20 protein-coding genes are annotated in these 25,688 nt (G+C 37.7%); 3 read left to right on the top strand and 17 right to left on the bottom strand.

Going from position 1 to position 25,688, the window contains the following annotated elements; translation table 11 throughout:
- Positions 1–154 precede the first annotated feature (154 nt).
- Positions 155–2,083, bottom strand: a complete 1,929-nt coding sequence (locus IGL56_RS06485) for a sucrose-specific PTS transporter subunit IIBC (protein WP_065813702.1) — start codon at positions 2,081–2,083, stop codon at positions 155–157.
- 16 nt (positions 2,084–2,099) lie between these two features.
- Complete coding sequence (locus IGL56_RS06490; RefSeq protein WP_002385902.1) at positions 2,100–3,773, bottom strand: glycoside hydrolase family 13 protein; 1,674 nt, start codon at positions 3,771–3,773, stop codon at positions 2,100–2,102.
- A 242-nt stretch (positions 3,774–4,015) separates the two neighbouring features.
- On the opposite strand from IGL56_RS06490, the gene IGL56_RS06495 reads away from it, so the two are divergent.
- Positions 4,016–5,476 (top strand): sucrose-6-phosphate hydrolase, encoded by a 1,461-nt coding sequence (locus IGL56_RS06495; protein WP_002392409.1) that lies wholly within the window; start codon positions 4,016–4,018, stop codon positions 5,474–5,476.
- Between the two features lie 18 nt (positions 5,477–5,494).
- Positions 5,495–6,475, top strand: coding sequence for a LacI family DNA-binding transcriptional regulator (locus tag IGL56_RS06500; protein ID WP_002363973.1), 981 nt, complete (start codon positions 5,495–5,497; stop codon positions 6,473–6,475).
- Between the two features lie 59 nt (positions 6,476–6,534).
- On the opposite strand, the gene IGL56_RS06505 is transcribed toward IGL56_RS06500, so the two are convergent.
- The 4 genes from IGL56_RS06505 to cls all read right to left on the bottom strand — a co-directional run bounded on the left by IGL56_RS06505 (position 6,535) and on the right by cls (position 11,837).
- Positions 6,535–6,696 (bottom strand): hypothetical protein, encoded by a 162-nt coding sequence (locus IGL56_RS06505; RefSeq protein WP_002357537.1) that lies wholly within the window; start codon positions 6,694–6,696, stop codon positions 6,535–6,537.
- A 109-nt stretch (positions 6,697–6,805) separates the two neighbouring features.
- Positions 6,806–8,215: a glycoside hydrolase family 1 protein gene (locus tag IGL56_RS06510; protein ID WP_002357536.1), complete on the bottom strand. Its 1,410-nt coding sequence runs from the start codon at positions 8,213–8,215 to the stop codon at positions 6,806–6,808.
- Entirely contained in the window at positions 8,215–10,095 is a 1,881-nt protein-coding gene (locus IGL56_RS06515) for a beta-glucoside-specific PTS transporter subunit IIABC (RefSeq protein WP_065813701.1), read from the bottom strand. Before IGL56_RS06515 ends, IGL56_RS06510 begins: the two co-directional genes overlap by 1 nt.
- Before the next feature lie 281 nt (positions 10,096–10,376).
- Positions 10,377–11,837, bottom strand: a complete 1,461-nt coding sequence (cls, locus tag IGL56_RS06520; protein WP_002371124.1) for a cardiolipin synthase — start codon at positions 11,835–11,837, stop codon at positions 10,377–10,379.
- Between the two features lie 180 nt (positions 11,838–12,017).
- Between cls and IGL56_RS06525 the strand changes: the two genes are divergently transcribed.
- Positions 12,018–12,569 (top strand): DUF2179 domain-containing protein, encoded by a 552-nt coding sequence (locus IGL56_RS06525; protein ID WP_002361848.1) that lies wholly within the window; start codon positions 12,018–12,020, stop codon positions 12,567–12,569.
- A gap of 58 nt (positions 12,570–12,627) precedes the next feature.
- Here IGL56_RS06525 and IGL56_RS06530 read toward each other — a convergent pair whose 3' ends face one another.
- The 11 genes from IGL56_RS06530 to IGL56_RS06580 form a co-directional block, all read right to left on the bottom strand.
- Positions 12,628–13,512, bottom strand: coding sequence for a DUF1803 domain-containing protein (locus IGL56_RS06530; RefSeq protein WP_002357532.1), 885 nt, complete (start codon positions 13,510–13,512; stop codon positions 12,628–12,630).
- A gap of 71 nt (positions 13,513–13,583) precedes the next feature.
- Entirely contained in the window at positions 13,584–14,510 is a 927-nt protein-coding gene (locus IGL56_RS06535; protein ID WP_002360265.1) for a manganese-dependent inorganic pyrophosphatase, read from the bottom strand.
- A 95-nt stretch (positions 14,511–14,605) separates the two neighbouring features.
- The gene (gene pflA, locus IGL56_RS06540) at positions 14,606–15,370 is read right to left on the bottom strand and encodes a pyruvate formate-lyase-activating protein (RefSeq protein ID WP_002357530.1); all 765 of its coding nucleotides are present in this window, start codon (positions 15,368–15,370) and stop codon (positions 14,606–14,608) included.
- Between the two features lie 76 nt (positions 15,371–15,446).
- Entirely contained in the window at positions 15,447–17,693 is a 2,247-nt protein-coding gene (gene pflB / locus IGL56_RS06545; protein WP_002357529.1) for a formate C-acetyltransferase, read from the bottom strand.
- 289 nt (positions 17,694–17,982) lie between these two features.
- On the bottom strand, positions 17,983–20,445 hold the full coding sequence (gene parC, locus IGL56_RS06550; RefSeq protein WP_002357527.1) for a DNA topoisomerase IV subunit A: 2,463 nt from the start codon (positions 20,443–20,445) through the stop codon (positions 17,983–17,985).
- A gap of 12 nt (positions 20,446–20,457) precedes the next feature.
- On the bottom strand, positions 20,458–22,515 hold the full coding sequence (parE, locus tag IGL56_RS06555; RefSeq protein WP_002381887.1) for a DNA topoisomerase IV subunit B: 2,058 nt from the start codon (positions 22,513–22,515) through the stop codon (positions 20,458–20,460).
- Between the two features lie 204 nt (positions 22,516–22,719).
- Entirely contained in the window at positions 22,720–23,148 is a 429-nt protein-coding gene (locus tag IGL56_RS06560; RefSeq protein WP_002365680.1) for a CoA-binding protein, read from the bottom strand.
- 87 nt (positions 23,149–23,235) lie between these two features.
- Positions 23,236–23,679: an ethanolamine utilization protein EutQ gene (locus tag IGL56_RS06565; RefSeq protein ID WP_002357522.1), complete on the bottom strand. Its 444-nt coding sequence runs from the start codon at positions 23,677–23,679 to the stop codon at positions 23,236–23,238.
- Between the two features lie 12 nt (positions 23,680–23,691).
- Positions 23,692–24,792, bottom strand: a complete 1,101-nt coding sequence (eutH, locus tag IGL56_RS06570) for an ethanolamine utilization protein EutH (RefSeq protein WP_002357520.1) — start codon at positions 24,790–24,792, stop codon at positions 23,692–23,694.
- A 12-nt stretch (positions 24,793–24,804) separates the two neighbouring features.
- A complete protein-coding gene (locus tag IGL56_RS06575) occupies positions 24,805–25,068 on the bottom strand; it encodes a EutN/CcmL family microcompartment protein (protein WP_002357519.1) in 264 nt (87 codons plus the stop codon).
- Between the two features lie 12 nt (positions 25,069–25,080).
- On the bottom strand, positions 25,081–25,680 hold the full coding sequence (locus tag IGL56_RS06580; protein ID WP_002365681.1) for a TIGR02536 family ethanolamine utilization protein: 600 nt from the start codon (positions 25,678–25,680) through the stop codon (positions 25,081–25,083).
- Between the last annotated feature and the right edge of the window lie 8 nt (positions 25,681–25,688).

The raw sequence follows: 25,688 nt of genomic DNA on the forward strand, positions 1-25,688 counted from the left end.
CGTGTCAAGTATGGTCTTCCATACTTGGCATGTTTCCTTTAAAACTGACTCAATGATACTACAAACGGACAGACAAATACAACCGAAAATCATTGGTTTTTTATTAAGAAAAAGAACAGCAAGAAGTGATAACTACTTCTTGCTGTTCTTTTGTTTAGTTAGGTGTATTTAGATTTAAAATGATTTGTTCCGGCGTAATTTCATTATGATCTGACATCATTGGCTCTACGCTTAAATAACTTGAAGTATTTGTAATGATAACCATGACAGTTGAGTCAAGCCCAGCTTCTTTAATGGCTTTTCGATCGAACGTTCCTAAAAGATCTCCTTTTTTAACACGGTGACCTTGGGTTACTTGTGTCTGAAAGACCTCCTGCCCCAATGTGACAGTATCAATTCCTATATGAATTAATACTTCAGCTCCTGCGTCCGTTTGGATACCATAAGCGTGTCCAGTTTCTGCAACCAAGTTTAATAAACCATCTGCAGGCGCGTAAACCTTGTTCGCTGTTGGCATGATTGCTAAACCTTTGCCCATCATCTCGCTTGAAAATACCGGGTCATTAACAGCAGTAAGATTCATGGCGTAACCATTTACCGGAGAAAAAAGTTGTTCATCTAAGGTGTTATGTTGCATTTCAAAGACTTCGCGTTCTTCCTCTTCGATTACTTTATCTGAAATCAAAACCTCTTGCGGAATTGCAAATAGACTGGTTAATGCATAACATACACCGACAGATAAAAGTGCGACTAATAAATAGATCACTAATTGATGTGCACTATAGATATACATTAAGAAAGAAGGAATAACGGCTAAGCCATAAGAATTTGATTGAATATGAAAAATAGCTAAAATTGCTCCGCCTAAACCTGATGTAAACAAGACACATAGCAGTGGTTTTAAGTTCCAACGAATAAGTAATCCAAATAACACAGGCTCACTAACTCCAAATAATTGAGACAACATAGAACCAATGGCTGTCGACTTCACTTTGCTATCTTGCGCTTTTTTCGCAAAGGCTAAACAACTGCCAACGTTAGCAAACCCATACATGGCACATATTGTAATCAATGCATTAAATCCTGTATTTGCTAATAATGATGTTTCTACCATAGTTAGTGTATGATGAATACCAATCAAAACCATTAAAGGATATGAGGCACCAATCACGAAACCACCTAGTCCTAAGGGCAACCCAATCAACCATTGGACAACATCTACCATGCCTAATTCAACGGTATGCAAAATTGGGCCAATTCCGAGAATCATGATTAAAAAAGTAATTAACATAGTCATAAAGGGTGTAAAAATTTGATCGAGAATATTCGGCATCTTTTTTCGGAAAAAAAGTTCAATCTTTGCGCCAATTATACCAGCAGCAATTGCACTTAAAACGGATCCTTGTGCACCGACAACTGGGATAAAACCAAAAGCCATAATAGCTTTCACGCCAGAATCTGGTGTTGCAACTGCATAAGCGTTTGGTAAAATGGGTGATACCATCATTAAACCAATAACAATCCCGATTACAGGCGTCGCATTAAATGCTTTAAAGGTAGACCAAACAATCAAAGCTGGCAAAAAGGCAAAGACGGTATCTGTAATGACAGAGACAATTTGTTGAAAGCTTTCAGGAATATTGGCTACACTTGCTCCGAATAATTGTAAAAAAGTATCGTTAAAAATAACACCTTTTAACCCTAGGAACAATCCTGTTGCTGCAATTACTGGAACAATTGGAATGAATATTTCACTTAAAATGCGCATTGTTTTGCGCATGCCCGTTTCATTATTTTTTAAAATTGCTGTTTGCTCTGCTTTTGACACAACATTGATTCCAAGTTTTTCTATTTCATCATACAATTTAGTCACAATACCAGTTCCTAAAATCACTTGGTATTGACCGCCATTATAAAAGACACCTTTTACTAAATCAATTTTTTCTAGTTGTTTACCATCTACTTGTTCGTGGTCCTTCAAAATAAAACGTAACCGCGTTTGACAATGGGTGACCGATATAATGTTATCCATACCGATTAATTGAATAATGTCTTTGGCTGCCTGCTGATAATTTTCTGCCATGTTATACTCCTCCTAGCTACTCATTTATAGTAATCAATAGTCCTTGATAGCTTTTTAATAATGTTCCCTGCTGAACTAACTGCTCTCGTTCTTCAGACTGTGTATCAAAAATAACTGTGCCATTAACTAAATAATGAGGGATTGGAACCGCCTCACCAAAATTAAAAAAGGCGTAAATTGTTTTTTCATTTAATTTGCGTTTATAAGCAATAACATTATCTGGAAGATTTGATAGTCCCTCAAATGTTCCATAAAGTAAGATGTCTGTATAGGGACTCTTTTGACGAAATGCAATCATCCGCTTATAGAAATGAAAAATACTTTGACTATTTTTTATTTCTGCTTCGGCATTGATTTCTTTATAATTATCCACCATTCCTAACCAAGGTTTGACGCTTGAAAAACCGCCATACATAGAATCATTCCATGGAAAAGGTGTGCGGGCATTGTCTCGACTACGCAAATTGACAAGTGACAAGGCTTCTTTGGGTGTAAATCCTTCTTTTATTGCTCGATAGTATTGATCAATGCTAGAAATATCATCGAATTCATCAATCGAACCCCTTTCAAAATTGGTCATTCCTAATTCTTGTCCTTGGTAAATAAAAGGCGTACCCCTTAAAAAGAAATACATGGCGCCGAATGTTTTAACCGCATTTGGCTGTTGAGCCTGTTCTTTTAAATATTTCGTTGTCGCTCGAGGTTGATCATGATTTTCAATAAAATTTGCACTCCAACCAGCCTCTTGCATGGCTTCTTGCTGTTTGAAAATTAATGTGCGTAAATCATTCCAAGACCAATCGATTCTATAAAACCATTCGCTTCCTGATTTCACATCCAAATCAGCCCATTTGAAGTCAAAAATCATGTCGAAATACCCTGTTTCTCCAATAAATTCTGATAAATTTGGATAATTGACGCCGGCCGCTTCGGCAACTGTGACAATATCAAAGCCAGCAAAAGCTTTTTCTTTTAATTCGTTCAGAAAGTCACTCATTCCTGGCATGTTTCTACTAGCTTTTGTTACTTTGGCTAATTGATCTGCCCCATCAGCAGGTAAGTTTGTCCAAGTCAAATCTTTCTTAATAAAATTAATCGCATCTACACGAAAACCAGCAATTCCTTTGTTTAACCAAAAACGAATCATTTGATAGATTTCTTTGCGTAGTTCAGGATTTTCCCAATTTAAATCCGGCTGTTTTTTATGAAAGGCATGAAAGTAGTAGGCATCTTCCCCAGGTAGTTTTTCCCAAACACTACCACCGAAGTTAGACCGCCAATTTGTAGGTGCTTCTCGTCCTTCTTTTATAATATAAAAGTCTCGAAAACGACTTTGAGGATTTTTTAAAACATCTTGAAACCAAGCATGTTCATCAGATGTATGGTTTACCACTAAATCTAAAATAACTTTTATGTTTCGTTTTTTTGCTTCTTCAATGAGTTCATCGAAGTCTGCCATTGTACCAAAATCGCTAGAAATACCATAATAGTCTGAAATATCATATCCATTGTCAGCCATTGGCGACGGGTACATTGGACTCAGCCAAATCAGCGTAATTCCTAAATTTTCTAAGTAATCCATTTTTTGAATAATGCCTTGTAAATCACCAATTCCGTCATTATTACTATCCGAAAAGCTACGTGGATAAATTTGATAGGCCACTTCTTTTTGCCACCAATTTCTGTTCATTCTGGTTCTCCTCACTCTTAAACTAGTCCTGTTAATTTTTTCTGTAACCGTTTTTACATTTTGTATGATACTCGTTTTTGCGTAATATGTCAAACGTTTATCATAAATAAATGTAAATTATAATATTCTTTTGATTTAAATAGATTTATATATGTTATACGTTTGACTTTTTTCTGATTTGTTTATACTATTAGACTAACTACTATTTTCTAACAAAGGAGACATTACTTATGTCAAGCATCATGAACCAATGGACTGATGAATTACGTTATGCGCCTTATTCTTCTTGGACATCTGCTCACCTCGAAAATCTAACTTCTATTATCGCGCAATCTAGTTGGCGTTTTAAGTATCATATTCAACCACAGACAGGACTACTAAATGATCCCAACGGTTTTTCGTATTTCAATAACCAGTGGCATTTATTTTATCAAGCGTTTCCTTTCGGGAGTGTTCACGGACTAAAAAGTTGGGCCCACTTAACTTCCTCCGACTTAATTCACTGGGATTATGAAGGAATTGCCCTTTATCCCGACTCTGAATATGATTCTCATGGCGTCTATTCAGGCTCAGCTTTACCAATAGATAACCAACTATGTTTATTTTATACAGGAAATGTTCGTGATCAAACTTGGCAACGATTTGCATATCAAAATATTGCATGGCTGAATTCTTTAGGTGCGATCACAAAGGAATCAACACCATTCCTACCTATTGACCCCAATTATTCTTCCCATTTTCGTGATCCGATGGTATTTCCTTATCAAGAAGGACTTGTTTTATTAATTGGTGCTAGTGATTTAAATGGACAAGGAAAAATTGTGGTCTATTTTTCTAAAGATCGAAACGTACACAATTTTCATCAACTTGGCGAATTGACGTTCACCGACCAAGAATTAGGCTACATGGTTGAATGCCCCAATTTGGTATTTATTGATGGCCAGCCTGTCTTATTATTTTGCCCACAAGGTCTATCTCCATCTGTAAAAAGTTATCAGAATATCTATCCGAATATGTACACATTGGCCGAAACGTTTGATTTGGAGAATCTTTCTTTAGTTCAGGCTGGGCCTTTTGAAAATTTAGATGAAGGATTTGATGTCTACGCCACTCAAGCCTTTAATGCGCCAGATGGTCGTGCACTTGCGGTCAGTTGGATTGGGTTGCCAGAAATCACTTACCCAAGTGATGTGGAGGGTTGGGCAAATGGCTTAAGTCTGGTTAAAGAACTCACAATTCACAACGGGAAACTATTTCAATATCCAGTTTCTGAAACAGAAATGCTTCGTCAATCCGCCACTACTTTATCAAATGGCTGCCATTTTTTATCTACTGCTTCTTTTGAATTAGAAGTGGATATTCCCAAAAATGAGATTGCTTTTATTCGGCTTTTAGCGAACGAAACGGGTTCAAAAGGACTTTTAATTACAATTGATACGATTCATGGTAAAATAACCCTTGATCGAACATTTGCTGGCCAACCTTTTGCTGAAAAGTATGGCACAATTCGTGAAACTAAAATTAGGAAAAATAAGTCAGTTCAGTTAACTATTTTTGTTGATTGTTCTGTTGCAGAAATCTATGTAAATAAAGGTGAAAAAACGATGACTGGTCGCTTCTTTCCAGATAAAGCGCAACAGTATCTTCATCTATCCAAGACGGCAAAAGCTTGTTTTTATGAGCTGGAAAATACGAATAATTAGGAATGATGGTGAATTTTGATGGTGGTTAAATTAACGGATGTAGCTAAGCTTGCTGGGGTGAGCCCGACAACGGTAAGCCGCGTGATTAATAATTATGGTTATCTTAGTCAAAAAACAATTGATAAAGTTCATCAAGCGATGGAAGAATTAAATTATCAACCTAATGGATTAGCCAGAAGCCTCCAAGGAAAAAGTACGCAGCTGATTGGTTTAGTCTTCCCTTCTGTTAGTCATCCATTTTTTGGTGAATTAATTGAAACACTGGAAAGAAAGCTCTTTGTTCAAGGATATAAAGTGATTTTATGTGATAGTGAAAAAGATCCAGAAAAAGAGCGCGCCTATTTACGAATGCTCGCTGCAAATAAAGTGGACGGTGTAATCACTGGTAGCCATAACTTAGCTATTAACGAATATGAAAATGTTTCACTACCTATTGTTTCCTTTGACCGTTTCTTGGCACCTGGCATTCCAATTGTCTCTTCGCAAAACTTTCAAGGTGGCCAAAAAGCCACTGAAGCCTTATTTGCAAGTGGTGCACAAAAGATTGCAATTATTACTGGTGCTAATAACACAGGCGCACCTAGCGATTATCGATTGGCTGGTTATAAACAAACGATGGAAAAATATGGCGCAGAAAAAACGATTCTACAAATTGATAATGGAACCTCTACAACATTAAAAAATCTAGAAATCGAACGTTTGCTTCAAAATAAAACTGTAGACGGCATCTTTTGTACCGATGATTTGACAGCAATTACAGTTATGAATATTGCTCAAAAATTGAAGATATCCATTCCTGAAGAATTAAAAGTAATTGGTTATGATGGGACAAAATTAATCAAAAGAATTGCCCCACAACTATCAACCATTGTGCAGCCAATCGACGAGATGTGTGACGTTATGATTGACTTACTGCTTCGTAGAATGAAGGATCCTGATGTTGCACTCGAGGAAAATTATCCTATTCCGATTCAGCTATCATTGTCTGAATCCTGTTAAAAAAGACACCTTTTCAGGTGTCTTTTTTTATTCTTAATTCCTCATTTGCCTATTTTCCCTTAATTCCAAAGCACAGAGATTAAATAATACAACAACATGATCCCTACAAATACACCGAGCATTAGTAAAACATACCACCAATTTTTGGCGCTATAGGTTTCATTTTTATTTTTTTCGGTTCGTTTCCCGGCAGCCCATTTCCATAAATCGTAATTATTCATCTCTCTCACCACCTTTAATGGGTTTATTAACTTAAGCCTAACACGGAATGAGAGAACTTGAAAACAAAAGGATCACCCGCTTATGCAATGGATGATCCTTTTTTGGGCACTATTCTTCTGATAACCCATTATTTTTAATAACTGATTGGTACCAATAAAAACTATCTTTTTTAATGCGTCGTAAATCTTTTAACTCATGGTCTTCACGATTGACGTAAATAAAACCGTAGCGTTTTTTGAATCCTTGATGAGAACTTAAAATATCCATGACCGACCAAGGGCAATAGCCAAACAACTCAACACCGTCAGAAATAGCCGCATGACAAGCAGCAATATGATCATGCAAATACGCAATTCGATAATCATCATGAATTTTTCCGTCCTCTGTTAGGTGATCTGGTGTGCCTAAGCCGTTTTCTGTAATGATTAACGGCAAACGGTATTGACGATAATAATCATTTAAAACTAAACGTAGACCAGTTGGATCAATTTGGGCGCCATACTTAGAGGTTTTTAAATGTTGATTTTTTTCGATTTTAAAATAACCGTATAGATCAAAATCAATGTCCTTTTCTTTCGTACCCAATGGGTGTTGCTCATCTGTCGGTAAATAGCTAGCGACTAACGTCCGATAATAATTAAGAGCGATAAAATCTGGTTTAGCGGCTTTCAAAATTGCTTGATCTTCTGGCTGTGTTTCGGGATAAATGCCGCATTTGGTCAAATACTCTTGATAGTAACCAGGGTATTCGCCAAAACAATACATTTCTAGAGCGTAATTCGTTTTAAAGTTATCATTCATACGAGCCGCCCAAACATCTTCAGGCTTATTAGAACTAGGATAAGTCATCGTTGAGGAAACAGAGGGACCGACTTTTCCCCCAGCAACCAATTGGTGACAATCATTCGTCGCTAACGCATGGGCAACAAACATATGGTAATCCATTTGTGCACGAATTTTTTCAGCATTTTCTGGTGCAACGTCGTACATATTCATTCGTTCATCGACACGAATCATTAAGTTTTGTTCGTTTGTAACTTGCCAATTTTTGACTCGATCACCAAACGCTTGATAACAGACTTGCGCATAGCGTTGAAATGCGGAAACGCAGCGACGATCCGCCCAACCATTGTATTTTTCCACCAACGCAAAAGGTAAATCAAAATGATAAAGTGTGACAAACGGCAAAATATCGTTTTCTAAAAGTGTATCAATGACAGCATTATAAAAATCGATGCCGGCTTGATTGATTTCGCCATCACCTGTTGGAATGATTCGTGCCCATGAAAGAGAAAAACGATAGGTTTTTAAGCCTAATTCTTTCATTAACGCAATGTCCTCTTTGAAACGATGGTAAAAATCGCTGGCGACTTTCGTGTCTGCTTGTACAGCTGACTTTTTAAAAGAATTGTAATCAGCGACTGTTAGGCCTTTGCCGTCCTCATTCCAAGCGCCCTCAATTTGAAAAGCGGAGGAAGAAGCGCCCCATAAAAAATCGTTCTTAAATTGTTTAACCATTAGTTTTGCTCCTTTACTTGCATGAAAAATAAATTTGTTTGTGGTGTAATCTCTGTTTGTTTGGTTGTCTCAATTACAGCCATTTCCGCAGTATTTGTTACGATGACTAAGACGGTTGGATCATAACCAGCAGCTTGGATGATTTGTTTATCAAAAGAGAGCAGTTTTTGTCCTAGTCTGACCCTTTCTCCTGCTTTTACGAACCTCTCAAATCCTCGTCCTTTTAATTCGACTGTATTGATTCCAATGTGAAGGAGGATTTCAGCACCATTGTCTAACTTTAAGCCAATTGCATGATGAGTTGGATATAAAGCCGTCACTTTCCCATTTCCTGGTGAAACAATTTGTTCCTCTGTCGGATAAATAGCTAGCGTTTTTCCCATTTGTTGAGAAGCAAAGACTTCATCGTTGATTTGGTCTAAAGATACGAGTTGTCCTTGAACAGGTGCTTGAATCCGTTGCTTTTCTTTGACTGTCCCTGTCTCTGTCTTTAAGCCGGGTTCTTGACGTGACTCGTCAAGCGGTAAATCATTAAAGCCTAGAAAAATCGTTAATAGAAATGCACCAAAAAAAGCAATGCCACAACCTAATAAATAACAAATAAAGGCTTTGGTTCCTGCTTCTGCATAAACTGGGATGGTCAAGAGTCCTTGGTTAGCGAAGGCTGTCCCGTAGGAACCGCCCCAGCCCATTAAGGCCCCACCTGCTGCTCCGCTAGCCACCGCATAAATCATCGGTTTTTTTAACCGCAAGTTTGCCCCATAAATAGCTGGTTCTGTGATACCAAATAATGCAGTCACTGTTGCAGAGGCAGCAACAGCTTTCAAGTCTTTATTTTTTGTGCGGACAAACACGCCAAATGCGGCGCCCGCTTGAGAAAAGTTTGCTGCACCAGCAAACGCTAGCAAATTTTGCCGTCCTGTTCGAGCGACATCATTAATCCCAATTGGCACAAGCCCACGGTGAGCCCCAAAAATGACTAAGACACACCAAATTCCGCCGATAAAACCGCCTAACAAGATGGGACTAAAATTCATTATATAATAATACAACCAATTCACGCCGTCGCCTAAATAAATCCCTATCGGTCCAAATAATAATAAAGTGGCTGGAATCATTAAAAGTAATGACAGCGTAGGAACCATAATAATTTTTAGAACTTCTGGAATGACTTTTTCCAAAAAGCGTTGCACATAAGCTAACATAAAAATTGCAAGAATAATAGGAATTACTGTGGAAACATAATTGGCTTTGGTCACATGTAATCCAAACAAGGTAACCGCTGATTCTTCAGTCATTAATGAAACGATGGTTGGATAACATAAGGTGGCACCAATTACCATGGCGATATATTCGTTTGTTTTGAAAACCTTAGCAGCTGAATAACCTAAAATAACTGGCATAAAATAAAAAAGTGCATCGGAAGCGGCGCTTAAAATAATATACGTATTCAAAGGTTTTAAATCGACCTGGTAAAAATTGTTTGCGACCATCACAGCGATGGCTAGAATTCCTTTTAACATGCCTGAAGCGGCAATTGCTGGTACGACAGGTGTGAAAATCGCGGCAACAGTATTTAAAATTCGATTACCTAATGAATTTTTTTCTTTTGTGGATGTTTTGGTCGTAAGTTGCTGAGCCAACAAAGGTTCTAGAGCATTATAAACATGCGCGACTTTATTGCCTAAAACCACTTGATACTGCCCGCCACTTTCAACAACAGAAATGACACCTTCTGTTTGTAGTAAGGCTTCTTTGTTCGCTTGTTTCGTATCTTTCAATACGAAACGCAATCGTGTATAACAATGTGTGACATCCACGATATTGTCTTTGCCACCTACGTCTTTCAAAATTTCTTTTGCTATTGCTTGGTAGTCCATGATGACCACTCCTTATCTATAAAATAACAGCTCAATAAAAAAGACCAAATCACACATGCACGTTTCAGCAAACACACTCAATATTTGCTCGTCGTGAATGTCCCTTTGATCTGATCTACGTAATAACTATGTTTCTCACGATAGAATAGCTGATTGAATTTATTTTTAATTTACCATTATTTAGAGGGATTATCAATGAATTAGGTAGACCACTTCAGTGTTTTGTTACTAAAATCAGCAGTGAAAATAGTAGTTTACTACATTCACTGCTGATTTATTGATTACAAGACTGGTGACAACAAGCGTGAAAAGTTTTGCTTGAAGCGTAGCCAGTACCCTTGTTTTTTAATTATCTCGTCGGTTAGTAAGACACTTTTTTCTATATCTTCTTCAAAGACTTGCGCTAACATCCACGCAATGTCGGGATTGTAAATAAACGTACTTACCTCAAAATTCAATGAATAACTGCGAATATCTTGGTTTGTTGTCCCAACCATAGCTAATTCATCATCAATTACCATTGTTTTTGCATGAATAAACCCACTATCATAAATATAAATTTTAATGCCGCGTTTGTGTAAGTAATTCGCGTAATATTGTGTTGCGCGGTAAATAAAGGGATGGTCAGGCATACAAGGAATCATAATTCGCACGTCGACACCCGAACGAACCGCCACTAACAACGCATTAATCATACTATCGTCAGGGATTAAATACGGTGTTTGAATCCAGACACTCTTTTCTGCAGAAAAAATCATCCGAACAAACCCGCTTTTCAAAATTTCTTCTTCTGAATCAGGACCATCTGAAACAACTTGTAAGGACAAATGCTCCACTTCATGATCTTCTGGTAATTTAAAATATTTTTCATGATACGTCATACGTTCTTCAGGATATTTGACTGAAGCATTCCAATCCATGATAAATATCTCTTGCAATGAAAATACGGCCGTCCCGACCAAACGAATATGGGTATCTCGCCAGTAACCAAATTTTTCGGTGACATTCAAATATTGATCCCCAACATTGAACCCGCCGGTCCAGCCAATTTTCCCATCGATGACAACAATTTTTCGATGCAAGTGATAATTTAGACGTGTTTTACGGATCATATCGCGAGAAGTAATAAAGGGAGCTACTTTTCCTCCAGCGTCAACGTAACGAGCAAAAAACTTTTTATTTGCGCCGGGTGAACCCCAAGGATCGTAAATTAAGTAAACTTCCACGCCTTCATGCAACTTTTCAATTAATACATCTAAAAATTGATTGCCAATTGTGTCATTAAAAAACGCATAATACTCCACATGAACGGTTTCTTTCGCTGCACGAATATCTTCAAATAATGCTTGAAATTTTTCTTGGCCATCTGTGAATAATTGCAAACTATTTCTTTTGGCCAACGGTGATGCGTCCATATTCCGGAAATAACGATTTAAAACTTTCGCATCATAAAGTAAATCATAACGTTTATCGCGCCCTGCTTTTTTGTTATCAACGTCCACTTTTTCTTTAATTCGTTGAACCATTTGTTTTTCATCATCAGACAATTTAAAAACTTCTTGTCCATCGATACCTCGCCCACAGAATAAGTAAATAATAAAGCCGATACCAGGCAAGAAAATCAACGTCATCATCCATGCTAAAACGCTGGAAATACTACGAGGTTTTCTAAAAACAGTAATTAAGGCAGCAATAACGTTAATTACTAATAAAAATAACAAAATCCAAACAAAAATTTTCATCGCTTACCTCCTTCTTACTTCATACTAAGATTATATCAAATAACAGTTAAATTAGGCGAATAATATGAGCGAGTATTCAAAAAAGAATTCATTTCTATAAGTGTTTCGCCTTTGATTCTCAGTTTTTCTGTACTATAATGAGGGCTGGATGTAAAGATTTTGAAAAGAGGTACTTATTTTATGGTCGTTGATTTGAAAATGTTAGCCATGATTTTTATCATTAATTTTGCGTATATTACCTTAAATACTATTCGTTTTATGTTAACGATGAAAGGTTATCGGGTTATTGCACCGCTGGTTAGTATGGCTGAAATAACAATTTATGTCTTAGGGCTAAGTATGGTTCTGAATCGGTTAGACAATCCTTTAAATTTACTTGTTTATGCGCTTGGTTACGCTGTTGGCATTAGTGTAGGAATTAAAATCGAAGACTATTTGGCCTTGGGTTATATTATGGTATCGGTTATCCTCCCTTCTACTACTGAACAATTTCATTTACCAGAAACACTTCGTGAACACGGCTATGGTGTTACACAAAGTGTTGCCTACGGACGTGAAGGAGAACGAATGGTTTTAGAAATTCTTTCCCCAAGAAAAAACGAACGTACATTGTACAAATTAATCAATCAATTAGAGCCGAGAGCATTTATCATTTCCTATGAGCCTAAGTTCATTTCCGGTGGGTTTTGGACGAAAAAAGTTCGCAAAAGAAATGACGCCATTTCTCACTAAGAAGCGGCGTCATTTCTTGTTATTGATTTTTAGTTTACATAATAAAATTATCGTAACTTTAATTTATTCTAAGATAACTTAGAGAGTTCGTACCTAGTTGCTCAATCAATTGTTGCATAAAAACTAAGCGTTCGATGGCCGATCGGTTAGCAATTTTTTCATAATAAAATGCTAGAATATCCGACTGTGCTTCTAAAGGCTCGGCTTGTTCCGTTGCTACTGGTAAAAGGAGTTTTAAGTGGTCCTGGTCAATCGTAATCACTTGGGTCAAGTGCAAACTTTCTTGAAAAATATTAGGCACAGTACTGACTTTGCGGCCTCGCAGAGCTTGTTTAATGACTCTTCTCGCTTGCGAAAGATAGTATTCAGGATTTACGTCCCCTAGCAAGTCATATAAAGCGCTGAAGGCTTCTGGCAAGGGTTGCTCTTTGCCCAAGTAATCAAAATAACGAGGCATTGTTGGAACCTCTGTCTTTTCTTTTTCAAGCGTAATCATAGATAGTTGTGCCGAGGCCAATCTTTGTTTTTGATAAAATGAGGGGCCACCGCTCACGCCAAAAAAATAGTCTTCCTCTTCTGGAAACACTTGTGGCCAAAAAGATTCAGCTAGCCAAAATAATTGCTCTGTTACAGTTCCTTTAAACTTAGGAAGTTCGTCTTCAGCCAAAGTCAAACTCGCAACTTCAGCTGCCGTATAAATAGGAAAATTCAAACGATATTGACGATTTTCCCGAATGATTAACTGACAATCAATCATTTCTGATAAAAATTGTTCTAACTTGGCTTCTGTTGCAAAGGCCGCTTTTAATTGTCTTAAAATGATTCTTTCTTCCCGATGTTCATACATAAAAGTAACAAGAGGGAAAAAAAGTGATTGGTTGAGCAAATGATTGTATTGTTTCGTTTGTTGCGGAGAATGATAGTAAATTGCTAAATCATTCATGTTAACGCCCCTTTACTATTGAAGCGCCTAAGCAACAAGGAATTTATCGCGTTGCTTAGGCGCTTACGGTTTTAGTTAAAGACTTCTGTTAATTGTGGTACTACTTGTTTTTTACGAGAAACAACGCCGGGTAAGAACGCACGATTGTTAACTAATGTTACATTGAACGCTGCTTCAATTTTGGCTTGTTCCGCACCAATCGCTAATAATTCAGAATCACTGTCTAGGATATTCGTAATAATTAAGACAAACAAGTCATAATTATTGGCTGCATTTTCTGCGGCCATAGCTGCTTCTAATTCAGCTTGACGATCTAAAACTTCTGCTAAATCGACGGTATTTACTTGAGCAACGCGAACTGTTTTGCCGTTCATTGGGAAGCTCTTAGCATCTAAATCTAAAAGGACTTCAGCTGATTTATCGCTTAAATTTGTTCCTGCTTTTAATAAGTCAAGACCATAGCCTTCTAAATTAATTTCAGCAATATCAGCTAGGGCGTGCGCTGCATCGATGTCTTCTTGTGTGCAAGTTGGTGATTTAAATAATAATGTATCAGAAATAATCGCTGAGACCATCATACCAGCAATTTGAGCTGGAATTGTCACGTTATTTTCTTTAAACATTTTATAGATGATTGTACTGGTACACCCTACTGGTTCTGCACGATAATACAATGGATCTGCTGTTTCAAAGTTGGCAATCCGGTGATGATCCACTACTGCTAAAATGTTTACTTCAGCGATATCTGAAATGCTTTGTTGGAATTCGTTATGATCCACTAACATGACTTGGTTTGTTTCGCTAGCTGCTTCAGTGACAACACGTGGTGCTTCAATATTGAAGTAATCTAAGGCATATTGAGTTTCTTCACTTGGTGTTCCTAAAGCGACAGCTTCTGTCTCTTTTCCTAATTCTTTTTGTAAGTAAGCAAAACTAATTGCTGCTCCGATAGCATCTGTATCAGGATTTTGGTGTCCAAAAACTAAAATTTTTGACATAATACACACTCCTTGGTTTTGATTCACTCTTAATGATAACAAAAAATAGAAAAGAAACAACAAAAAAATTGTCTTCTTTTCTATTTTTTCGTTTGTTAACGTGCTAGATAACCTTGATAGTCCTCGACATGTAGTAGTTTTTTCGCATTTTCAACACGATCATTTTTAGGAGGCTCAATTCCTTCTAATGGATAAGGAATACCTAGTTCTTCCCATTTGTACTTGCCCATCGTATGGTAAGGAAGCACTTCAACTTTATCTACATTGTTTAATGTTTTTATGAAGGCATCCAGACGGATTAAATATTCGTCGTAATCACTACGTTGAGGCACCAATACGTGGCGAATCCAAACAGGTTTGTCAATTTCAGATAAATAGGTAGCCATCTCTAAAATATTATCATTTGATTGCGTTGTTAACAGTTTATGTTGCTCGTTATCAATATGTTTGATGTCAAATAAGAGTAAATCTGTATACTTCATCAATTCATCAAATTGACTAATGAAGGGTTCTTCCCGAGTAAAAGGCTTGCCACACGTATCTAAGGTTGTATGAATGCCTTGTGCTTTGGCTTTTTTAAATAAATCGATTAAAAAGTCCATTTGCAATAGCGGCTCACCACCACTGACAGTGATACCACCCTTTTCGCCCCAATAAGAGCGAAAACGTAATGCTTCCTCTAATACTTCGTCAGTCGTCACCACACGACCACCGGAACCAATTTTCCAAGTATCTGGATTATGACAGAATTGACATCTCATGCGGCACCCTTGTGTAAATACGATAAAACGGACACCTGGGCCATCAACGGTACCAAAATTTTCTGTTGAATGAATTCTACCTGTAACTGGTGTTGTCATAATGATCCCTCTTCTTTCAAACGAAAAGGATGACACGTTGAATGTCACCCTTTCAGTTAAATAATGTAAATGTTTTTTATAGTCTGTCGTGTGAAGTTCTTGAAATAACGTCTGCTTGTTGTTCAGGAGTTAAGTCACGGAATTTCACGGCATATCCAGATACACGGATAGTTAAGTTTGGATATTTTTCTGGATGTGCTTGTGCATCTAATAATAATTCGTTTGTAAATACGTTTACGTTTAAGTGGTAACCACCTTTATCGAAGTAGCCATCTAATACGTTACGTAAGTTGTTAATTCTTGTGTCGTCGTCTTTACCTAAACCATTAGGGTTGATGGTTTGTGTATTAGAAATACCATCTAAAGCGATTGTATATTCTAAACGAGCTGTTGAGTTTAATGAAGCTAACAAGCCATTTTTCTCACCTAAGAATTTACCGTCTTGATAACTTGGGTTCGCACCTGGTGCAAGAGGTTTGCCGGCACGACGTCCGTCAGGCGTGTTCCCTGTTGCTTTACCATAAACAACGTTTGAAGTGATTGTTAATAATGAAGTCGTTGGTTTAGAGTTACGGTATGTGTGTTGACGTTTAATTTGTGTCATAAAGTAATCTAAAATCCAGTTAGCCATTGCATCAGCTTCTTCGTTATCGTTTCCGTATGTTGGGAATTCTTTTGTTGGTACATAATCAATTGCCATACCATCTTCGTCACGGATTACTTCTACTTCACCGTGTTTAATTGCCATGATACTATCAGTCGCATGAGAGATTCCGGCAATACCAGTTGCGAATGTCCGTTGTAAATCAGTATCCATTAAAGCTAATTGTGGTGCTTCATATGCATATTTATCATGCATGTAATGAATAATGTTTAATGTGTTAACGTACAATTCAGCTAACCAGTCTAAGATGTCTTTATAGCGTTCCATGAATTCATGGTAATCTAATTTGTCACCAGTCATTGGACGATATTTTGGTGCTACTTGCATTTTAGTTTTTTCGTCGACCCCGCCGTTAATTGCATAAAGAACAGCTTTCGCTAAGTTCGCACGAGCGCCGAAGAACTGCATATCTTTACCCATAACTGTTGCAGAAACACAACATGCGATTGCACAGTCGTCAGAACCCCAGTTTTCACGTAATAAGTCATCGTTTTCAAATTGGATAGATGAGCTTTCTTTCGCGATTTTAGCTGCATATGTTCTGAAGCCTTCTGGTAAGTGAGAAGAATATAATACAGTTAAGTTAGGTTCTGGAGATGGTCCCATGTTTGTTAATGTGTGTAAGATACGGAAGTCATTTTTGGTAACTAATGAACGACCGTCAATACCCATACCAGCAATAGATAATGTTGCCCAAATTGGATAACCAGAGAATAATTGGTTGTATTCTGGTGTCCGTGCAAATTTAACCATACGTAATTTCATGATTAAATGGTCAATCATTTCTTGTGCTTCAAATTCAGTGATTAAACCTGCTTCTAAGTCACGTTGGATATAGATATCTAAGAATGCTGAGATACGACCAATTGACATTGCCGCACCATTTTGAGATTTAATGGCACCTAGGTAACCAAAGTATAACCATTGGATTGCTTCTTGCGCATTTGCAGCAGGACGAGAAATATCGAAACCATAAGAAGCAGCCATTTGTTTTAAGTCATTTAACGCACGGTATTGTTCAGAAATTTCTTCACGTAAGCGAATAACATCGTCTGTCATTTCTTTGTTACCAGTGTTATCATGATCTTTTTTCTTTTGTTCCATTAAGTAGTCGATACCATATAATGCGATACGACGATAGTCACCGATAATACGGCCACGGCCATAAGCATCTGGAAGACCAGTAATGATTTTGTTTTTACGTGCTAAACGCATTTCAGCTGTGTAGGCATCAAAAACACCTTGGTTATGTGTTTTTCTGTATTCTGTGAAGATTTTTGTCATTTCTTCGTCAGTTTCATAACCATTTGAAACTAAGGCATTGTTCGCCATTTTAATACCACCGAATGGCATAAATGCTTGTTTTAATGGTACATCTGTTTGTAAACCGACAATTTTTTCTTCTTCTTTGATTAAGTAACCAGGTTCATGTGACGTAATAGTTGCTGGGATATCGCTATCCATGTCATAAACGCCATTTTTTTCATGTTGGATTTCAAATAATTCTTGTAGTTTTGTCCATAATTTGTCAGTGCTCGGAGCGATTGGTTCTAAGAAACTGTCGTCGCCTTTGTACTCTGTGTAGTTGTTTTGAATAAAATCACGAGTGTCAACGCTTGTTCTCCATTTGTCGCCTTTAAAGCCTTCCCATTGTTTCATGAAGTGTTTGCCTCCTTAGTTAACTGCTACTTGATTGTATGTAACAGCTTTATGTGATTAGTATAACACATAACCTTTTAGATGCAAGCGTTTTTTTATTATTTATTGCACTTTCTTAATAAATAAATGGGGAGCGAAGATTCTAAACGCTGATATATAAACATTTATACTTGTGAAAATAAGAACGATTTATAGTTGTTATCACTTGTGAAAAATGTACTTCTGTATTAAAAACAGCAGCCATCTGTATTAATACAGATGGCTGCTGTGGAGATATTTATAACACAGTTTAGTTTGTTTGTTCTTCTTCAATCACTGCAGAATGCATCTCGTGGACTTCCATTACTTGGCCATCTTTTTGTTCATCGATGACAAAGGAACCGTTGGATGTTCGTTCACTGATTGGATAGTTTTTCGACTGAATAACTTCTTGTGTGCCTTTTTGCGTAGTAACTAATAAATCTAAATCGGTACTTTCAGACATAAAGACAACACGATGTGGATTTTTCTTCAATTCCCGTAAGACCATTAATCCACGTTTTGCTCGTCCTAATTGTGTTAATTCTTGGGCTAACATGCGTTTAACACCGCCACGTTGGGTAACGATGACAATCGGTGTATCCCCTTCAGAATGAACCAGTAAACCATTAACGACATAATCGTCTTCTTTGAGGTTCATTGATTTAACTCCAGCCGCTTTACTACCCACAACAGGTACTTCATATAATGGATAGCGTAAGCCAAAACCGCGATTGCTCACGAGGAAAACATCCAATAAGTCTTGATCATTTGTTAAATAAACATTGGTAATTTCATCTTGGTCTGATTTTAATTTCATACAAGATGTCGGGCGGCTCTTATAAGTGCGCCAAGGCTCAAAATCAGCCATTTTGGTTTGTTTAATCATGCCAGCTTTTGTAATGAAAACAAAGGTTTTTGTCGGACTTAACTCTTTATAAGGATATACAGCAATAATCGATTCATCGATAGCAAGATTTAAAATGGTTTGAGAAATATGTTCGCCAATTTCTTTCCAGCGTAAATCTGGCAACTCATGGACGGGGCGATAGATCATATTCCCTTTATTTGTTACTAGTAAAAGATGATCTAATGTATTGACTTCGCCAGCATATAGTAAAAAGTCGCCTTCTTTCATGCCGATTTCTTCTGGTTTTGATGCTGTATAAGAACGAATACTACTCCGCTTGATATAGCCTTCGTGCGTCACGGTTACGACCACGTCTTCCTGCGCAACTAACACGGCTGTTTCAATCTTGATTTCTTGGATTTCCTCTTCAATTTGAGTTAAGCGCGGATTGCCATATTGCTTTTTAACTTCGCGAAGTTCTTTTTTCATGACTGAGAATAGTTCTTTTTCATTGTTTAAAATGTTCAATAACTCAGCAATTTGTTGTTCTAAAGTTTTCGCTTCTTCTTGTAAATCAGTAATATCTGTATTAGTTAAACGGTATAGCTGTAAAGTAACGATTGCTTCAGCTTGTTCTTCAGTAAACGCATAGTCGGATACTAAGTTCTTCTTCGCATCTTTTTTATCTTTACTGCCACGAATTGTTGCAATCACTTTATCTAAGATAGACAATGCTTTAATTAAACCAGCAACAATGTGCTCACGTTTGCGAGCTTTGTCCAACTCAAATTGACAACGGTTAATGATAACTGATTTGCGGTGCGTAATGTAACTTTCTAAAATCCGTTTTAGGCCCACTTGTTGCGGGGTCATGTTGTCGATGGCTACCATGTTAAAGTTGTAATTGATTTGCAATTCAGTGTTTTTAAATAGATAATTTAAAATACCTTCTGCATTGACATCTTTTTTTAGTTCAACAACAATTTGCAAGCCAGTTCTGTCACTTTCGTCACGAACTTCGGCAATGCCGTCTACTTTTTTATTTAAACGGATTTCATCCATCTTCTTCACTAGCGTTGCTTTGTTGACTTCATAAGGAATTTCAGAAATGACAATTTGTTGTTTGCCGCCTTTTAAGGGCTCAATCTTTGTCTTCGCACGTAAAATTACTTTACCACGGCCGGTTTCGTAGGCTTTTTTAATTTCTGCTTTTCCTTGTAGGATCCCACCTGTTGGGAAATCTGGTCCTGGAATGTATTCCATTAATTTCTCTAAACTTGCATTAGGATGATCAATTAAATACACGGTCCCATCAATAATTTCCGCTAAATTATGTGTAGGAATTTCTGTTGCATAACCTGCTGAAATCCCCGTTGAGCCATTTACCAATAAATTAGGATATTTGGCTGGTAAAACAGTGGGTTCTTTTTCTGTATCGTCAAAATTCCAGACGAAATCGACGGTATTTTTGTCGATATCTTTTAACAACTCACCACTTAACTGTGATAAACGAGCTTCTGTATAACGCATCGCCGCTGGCGGGTCGCCATCCATACTTCCGTTGTTTCCGTGCATTTCAATTAGTACTTCCCGTAATTTCCAGTCTTGACTTAGACGGACCATCGCTTCATAAATACTACTGTCGCCATGGGGATGATAATTCCCCATAATGTTTCCGACAGATTTTGCTGATTTACGAAAGCCTTTATCAAAGGTATTGCCGTCTTTATTCATTGAAAAGAGAATGCGGCGTTGTACTGGTTTTAGCCCATCTCGAATATCTGGTAGGGCCCGTTCTTGAATGATGTATTTGGAATATCTTCCAAAACGATCGCCCATTACTTCTTCAAGGGTTAATTCTTGAACTTCTTGGCGTTTTTCCAAAATTGTCACTCCCTACTCTATGTCAAACAAACTGATTTCAGTGTCATCGGTTTGTTCTGCTTCTTTTGTTTTTTCCGCATCTAAAAGACTTTCTCCTGTTGGTGCAGAAGTGTCTTCTTCTGAACGATCTAAAATACTGCCATCTTCTTCCAACGTAAATTGAACATGTTGTTCAATCCATTTTCGACGAGGTTCGACTTTGTCGCCCATTAATGTGGTCACACGGCGTTCTGCTTGAGCTGCATCATCAATCCGAACACGAATTAAGGTTCTAGTTTCAGGATCCATCGTTGTTTCCCAAAGTTGTTCTGCATTCATTTCCCCTAAACCTTTATAGCGTTGGAGCATATAGCCTTTACCAACTTTATCAATCACTTCTGCCAATTCACCATCGGTCCAAGCATACTCAATGACTGATTTTTTTCCAGTTCCTTTAGAGACTTTATAAAGAGGTGGTAAGGCAATGTAGACTTTGCCGGCTTCAATTAATGGTTTCATATAACGATAGAAGAACGTTAATAGCAACACTTGAATATGGGCACCATCGGTATCCGCATCGGTCATGATGATGATTTTATCATAATTACAATCTTCAATTGAAAATTCAGGACCAACGCCTGCGCCAATTGTATAGATCATAGTATTGATTTCTTCGTTTTTCAAGATGTCTTGCATTTTCGCTTTTTCCGTATTAATGACTTTTCCTCGTAGCGGTAAAATGGCTTGAAACTTCCGATCGCGTCCTTGTTTTGCTGAACCACCGGCCGAGTCTCCTTCGACAAGATATAATTCATTTTTCTTAGGATTTCTGGATTGAGCCGGGGTTAATTTTCCAGAAAGTAACGATTCACCTTTTTTCCGTTTTTTACCGTTCCGGCTTTCTTCACGAGCTTTGCGAGCCGCTTCACGGGCTTCACGGGCTTTAATCGCTTTCCGAATTAATGATTGACTCATTTCACTGTTTTCTTGTAAATAGAAGCCCATTTGTTCGCCTACGACGTTATCGACAACGGTTCTTGCTAAAGGTGTGCCTAATTTCCCTTTGGTTTGACCCTCGAACTGTAGTAAGTTTTCTGGTACTCGAATAGAAAGGACAGCTGCTAAGCCTTCACGGAAGTCGCTACCTTCTAAATTTTTATCTTTTTCTTTTAATAGTCCCACTTTCCGTGCATATTCATTGTACGCCTTTGTCATTGACGTTTTCATACCGACTTCGTGGGTACCGCCATCTTTTGTGCGGACATTGTTAACGAAAGATAAAACATTTTCAGAATAGCCATCGTTGTATTGGTAAGCTAATTCAACTTCAATACCTTCTTTGGCTCCTGAAAAATAAACAACAGGTGTTAATGTATCTTTTTCTTCATTTAGATAGGCAACAAATTCTTTAATGCCTTCTTCGTAGTGGAAGACTTCTTCTTTGGGTTCTTCCCCACGTTCATCTGTTAAAGTAATTTTGACGCCTTTTAATAAGAAAGCTGATTCTCTCAAACGTTCTGCTAAAATTTCGTAAGAAAAATTTGTCGTAGAGAAAATGGTGTCGTCAGGTAAAAAAGTAACGGAGGTACCGTTGCGTTTTTTTGTTTTGCCGATTTTTTTTAAGGTACCAACTGGTTTACCGCCGTCCTCAAATCGTTCCATGTATTCTACGCCATCACGAACAATATGAACTTCTAACCACTTAGATAAGGCATTAACAACACTGGCACCCACCCCATGGAGTCCGCCTGAAGTTTTATAGCCACCTTGGCCAAACTTACCACCCGCATGTAAGACAGTAAAAATAACTTCTACTGTTGGGATACCAGAAGCATGCATCCCTGTTGGCATTCCGCGGCCAGAGTCTGCAACACAAATACTATTATCTTTTTGGATAGTTACGTTGATTTCATTCCCGTAGCCAGATAACGCTTCATCGACTGCGTTATCGACAATTTCATAGACTAAGTGATGGAGTCCACGGCTATCGGTTGAACCGATATACATACCAGGTCTTTTCCTCACTGCTTCCAATCCTTCTAGGACTTGGATAGAGGCATCATTGTACTCATTGTTAATTTTTTTAGCCAAAGAAAAAACTCCTTATACTTAGATTCTCGTTTAGTTAATAAGCGTACATTAACTATTTCTTAAAGAATTAGAAGAAGAGTGAGCCGGTTTCTTGCGTTTTCCGTTCGCTCCTTCTAAAACCATCATTACAATAATACTCTATCTGGGTCAAAAAAAAAAGAGCTTTCCGTTCAGGACGCTCTTTCTTTATAAAATTACACGTGTTTATTCAGCATCTGCCATTTTTGCCAATTCAATTTTAATACAACGGTCCATAATAACTTGACGACCTTCATTTAATAACAAGTTCGCTGCCTCTTCATTTTCCAAACCTAGTTGGGCCCAAAAGACAGGCGCTTCTGTTTTCAATGTTTCTGCGGCCACTTCTGGCAAAAATTCACTCCGCCGAAAGACGTCAACAATATCAATCTTTTCAGGAATCTCTGTTAATGTCCCATAAACCGTTTCGCCAAGCACCGTTTCACCTTTTAAAACTGGATTGACAGGCAATACACGATAGCCATGTTGCTGTAAAATTTCCGCAATTTTGTAACTTGTGCGGTCGGGCTTGTTACTCAAACCAACCACCGCAATATTTTTTGCTTGTTTTAAAATATCAAAAATTTGATTTTGACTTGGATTCTCAAATGTCATTCACTCAACCCCTTTTTTCGTTCTTATTTATTATAACGCTGAGTAAAGGGTTTTGGCAAAATTATTCTCTGACTGCCGATAAAATAATTATTGGCTTTGCCAATCTGCTGGATAAGTCACGTAGACAAAGCGAGCATCACCCGTCACTGAAAATTGAATTTTGCTACTTTTCGGGATTAAAATAATTTCGCCGGCTGTTGCAGAAATTTTACGTCCGTCAATCAGTATATCTAATTGTCCTGAAATAATATAATCAATTTCATCGTATTCTAGTGTCCAGTCGAAGGTGGTATCTTTCATCACCATTAAACCGCAACCAAGGCGCGGGCTTTCTTCTAAAGAAAACAGATCTTTTGTGTAAACAATGTCCGCTGGGTTGCCTGTATCTAAGCGGTCGTCTTCTGTTACGTCGATTTCGGGTAATTTGATGGACATAATTCCACTTGGATCCACTTGTTTAGTCGGCATTAATTTTTCTGTGACAATTTGTCGAACAAGCGTTTCAATCATTTCACGATTTAATTCTGTCATATTTACACCTCATTATTTCACTTCTGTTTCGGGTTTCCCTAGCATTCGATTTGCCATAAAGATAGCCACAAAAATGGCGGTAATCCCTCCAACTAATTTGCCAACAATCATTGGAAAAATCATTTCTTTTGCTACGCCTGCAGTAAAACCAAGGTGGTCACCTAAAACGAAAGAAGCCGAAACAGCAAAAGCGATATTAATAATTTTTCCTCGATTATCCATGTCTTTTAACATTTGGAACATGGGAATATTGTTAGCTAATGTAGCAACCATTCCTGCAGCCGCTACTTCATTCATTCCTAAAACTTTTCCTAGTTTCATCAATGGTTTATTAAAGACTTTCGTAATCACAGCTACTAAACAGAAAGCGCCAGCTAAAGTTAAAGCAATCCCGCCAACGACTTCAATTCCTTCAGTAACTGGTGCAATACCAGGAATCACTGTAATTCCTAATAATAGTTGAATCGCCCCGACAACTAAACCAAAGATAGCGACAATCACTACGCCTTGACCAAAAATTTGGAAGCCTTTAATCATGCCCTTTGGCGCTAACCATAAACCTAAAATAATTAAAGCAGCAACAATAATAATTGGAATTAAGTTAGGAATAATCAATGACAATGGCATGCCAGCTGTTAAACCACCTGCTAATAAACCAAAAGGAATTGTAATAATCCCGCTCAAAACACCCGTTGCTAAGAATTGTTGGTCGTCTTTTTGGATAATGCCAAGCGCTACTGGAATTGTAAAGACTAACGTTGGCCCCATCATTGCACCTAAGATTGCCCCCGCAAATAAACCAGCTTGTGGATCATTGGCTAATTGTTGCGCTAACGCAAAGCCGCCCATATCATTAGCCAATAAGGTTGTGGCAAACATTGCTGGATCAGCCCCTAGTAATTCATAGACAGGAACGACAATCGGACTTAAAAGATTGGCTAAGACAGGCGCTAAAGTGATAATCCCTACCATAGAAAGCGCTAGAGAACCCATAGCCATAATCCCTTCCTCAAATTGCTCCCCTAAACCTAGTTTGTTGCCAATACATTTATCGATTCCTCCAATAATCATGAAAAGAACCATAATATACATAATAATTTCATTAATGCTCATGTCTCGTCCTCCCTATTCTTCCTCTGTAGAATCAATGACACCAACAATCATTGCATCAATTGGGACATTCGGATCTTCTGCCGAAATACGGGCAGCATTGCCTTGACTAATTAACACTTTGTCCCCGACACCAGCTCCAGCGTTGTCAGCAGCAATTAAAAATCCTTGCTTTTCGTCCTCTTGATTCAAAATATCAACCATCATAAATTTCCAGCCATTTAATTTTTCATCTTTTCTTGTTGACCAAAGGCTACCAGTCACTTTTCCTAAAAGCATCGTTTTTCCTCCTTACGTCAGCAATTGATGTTTCCTAGCATAATCTTTCGCTAACGGGGTTAAATAGGCGTTTTTACTTAAAGAAACACCTGCTTCTGTCATTCTTATCAATTGTTTTTCAGTAATGTAGGTTCGTTTGGTCTCAGCCAAAGAACGAAGTTGTTTTTGACAGGCCGCCTGAAACACAGCGTAATTTTCTGAATCATGATAAAAAATCAGCCCAAACTGTTGGCACATGTCCACGTTTTCCTGAATCGTTTGTTTCAAACGATATTTCAATCGTGAATTTTTAGTCACTGAAGGTATTGGGGTTAAAACCAATACCGGCTTACCTTCAAATAAGAATGCTAAGATGTTTTTGACTAATTCATCCGTTTCCTGTAAATGCGCAATCGCATTTACTTGGGAAATCGTTAGCCTCTTTACAACCAAGCCTCGTGCTAGCTTCTGCTCCTTGGTTACCCAATTTACATCAGGAAAACGAACAAACATTTCTTCAGGAAATGCTTCTTTTGCTTCTGCTAAAGCCACTGAATAAGACGACGACAGCAATTGTTGACAAATTTGATCAGTAATCTGTTGAATCAAATTTTCCATTTCAGAAACGTTCATTGTCCTTC

Source organism: Enterococcus sp. DIV1316a, assembly GCF_050536915.1.
In the GTDB taxonomy this organism is placed as follows: Bacteria; Bacillota; Bacilli; order Lactobacillales; family Enterococcaceae; genus Enterococcus; species Enterococcus faecalis.

Excerpts from the sequence above, each read along its gene's own strand:
- IGL56_RS06485 (WP_065813702.1), bottom strand. The coding sequence starts at position 2,083 with ATGGCAGAAAATTATCAGCAGGCAGCCAAAGACATTATTCAATTAATC.
- IGL56_RS06490 (WP_002385902.1), bottom strand. The coding sequence starts at position 3,773 with ATGAACAGAAATTGGTGGCAAAAAGAAGTGGCCTATCAAATTTATCCA.
- IGL56_RS06495 (WP_002392409.1), top strand. The coding sequence starts at position 4,016 with ATGAACCAATGGACTGATGAATTACGTTATGCGCCTTATTCTTCTTGG.
- IGL56_RS06500 (WP_002363973.1), top strand. The coding sequence starts at position 5,495 with ATGGTGGTTAAATTAACGGATGTAGCTAAGCTTGCTGGGGTGAGCCCG.
- IGL56_RS06505 (WP_002357537.1), bottom strand. The coding sequence starts at position 6,696 with ATGAATAATTACGATTTATGGAAATGGGCTGCCGGGAAACGAACCGAA.
- IGL56_RS06510 (WP_002357536.1), bottom strand. The coding sequence starts at position 8,215 with ATGGTTAAACAATTTAAGAACGATTTTTTATGGGGCGCTTCTTCCTCC.
- IGL56_RS06515 (WP_065813701.1), bottom strand. The coding sequence starts at position 10,095 with ATGGACTACCAAGCAATAGCAAAAGAAATTTTGAAAGACGTAGGTGGC.
- cls (WP_002371124.1), bottom strand. The coding sequence starts at position 11,837 with ATGAAAATTTTTGTTTGGATTTTGTTATTTTTATTAGTAATTAACGTT.
- IGL56_RS06525 (WP_002361848.1), top strand. The coding sequence starts at position 12,018 with ATGGTCGTTGATTTGAAAATGTTAGCCATGATTTTTATCATTAATTTT.
- IGL56_RS06530 (WP_002357532.1), bottom strand. The coding sequence starts at position 13,512 with ATGAATGATTTAGCAATTTACTATCATTCTCCGCAACAAACGAAACAA.
- IGL56_RS06535 (WP_002360265.1), bottom strand. The coding sequence starts at position 14,510 with ATGTCAAAAATTTTAGTTTTTGGACACCAAAATCCTGATACAGATGCT.
- pflA (WP_002357530.1), bottom strand. The coding sequence starts at position 15,370 with ATGACAACACCAGTTACAGGTAGAATTCATTCAACAGAAAATTTTGGT.
- pflB (WP_002357529.1), bottom strand. The coding sequence starts at position 17,693 with ATGAAACAATGGGAAGGCTTTAAAGGCGACAAATGGAGAACAAGCGTT.
- IGL56_RS06560 (WP_002365680.1), bottom strand. The coding sequence starts at position 23,148 with ATGACATTTGAGAATCCAAGTCAAAATCAAATTTTTGATATTTTAAAA.
- IGL56_RS06565 (WP_002357522.1), bottom strand. The coding sequence starts at position 23,679 with ATGACAGAATTAAATCGTGAAATGATTGAAACGCTTGTTCGACAAATT.
- eutH (WP_002357520.1), bottom strand. The coding sequence starts at position 24,792 with ATGAGCATTAATGAAATTATTATGTATATTATGGTTCTTTTCATGATT.
- IGL56_RS06575 (WP_002357519.1), bottom strand. The coding sequence starts at position 25,068 with ATGCTTTTAGGAAAAGTGACTGGTAGCCTTTGGTCAACAAGAAAAGAT.
- IGL56_RS06580 (WP_002365681.1), bottom strand. The coding sequence starts at position 25,680 with ATGAACGTTTCTGAAATGGAAAATTTGATTCAACAGATTACTGATCAA.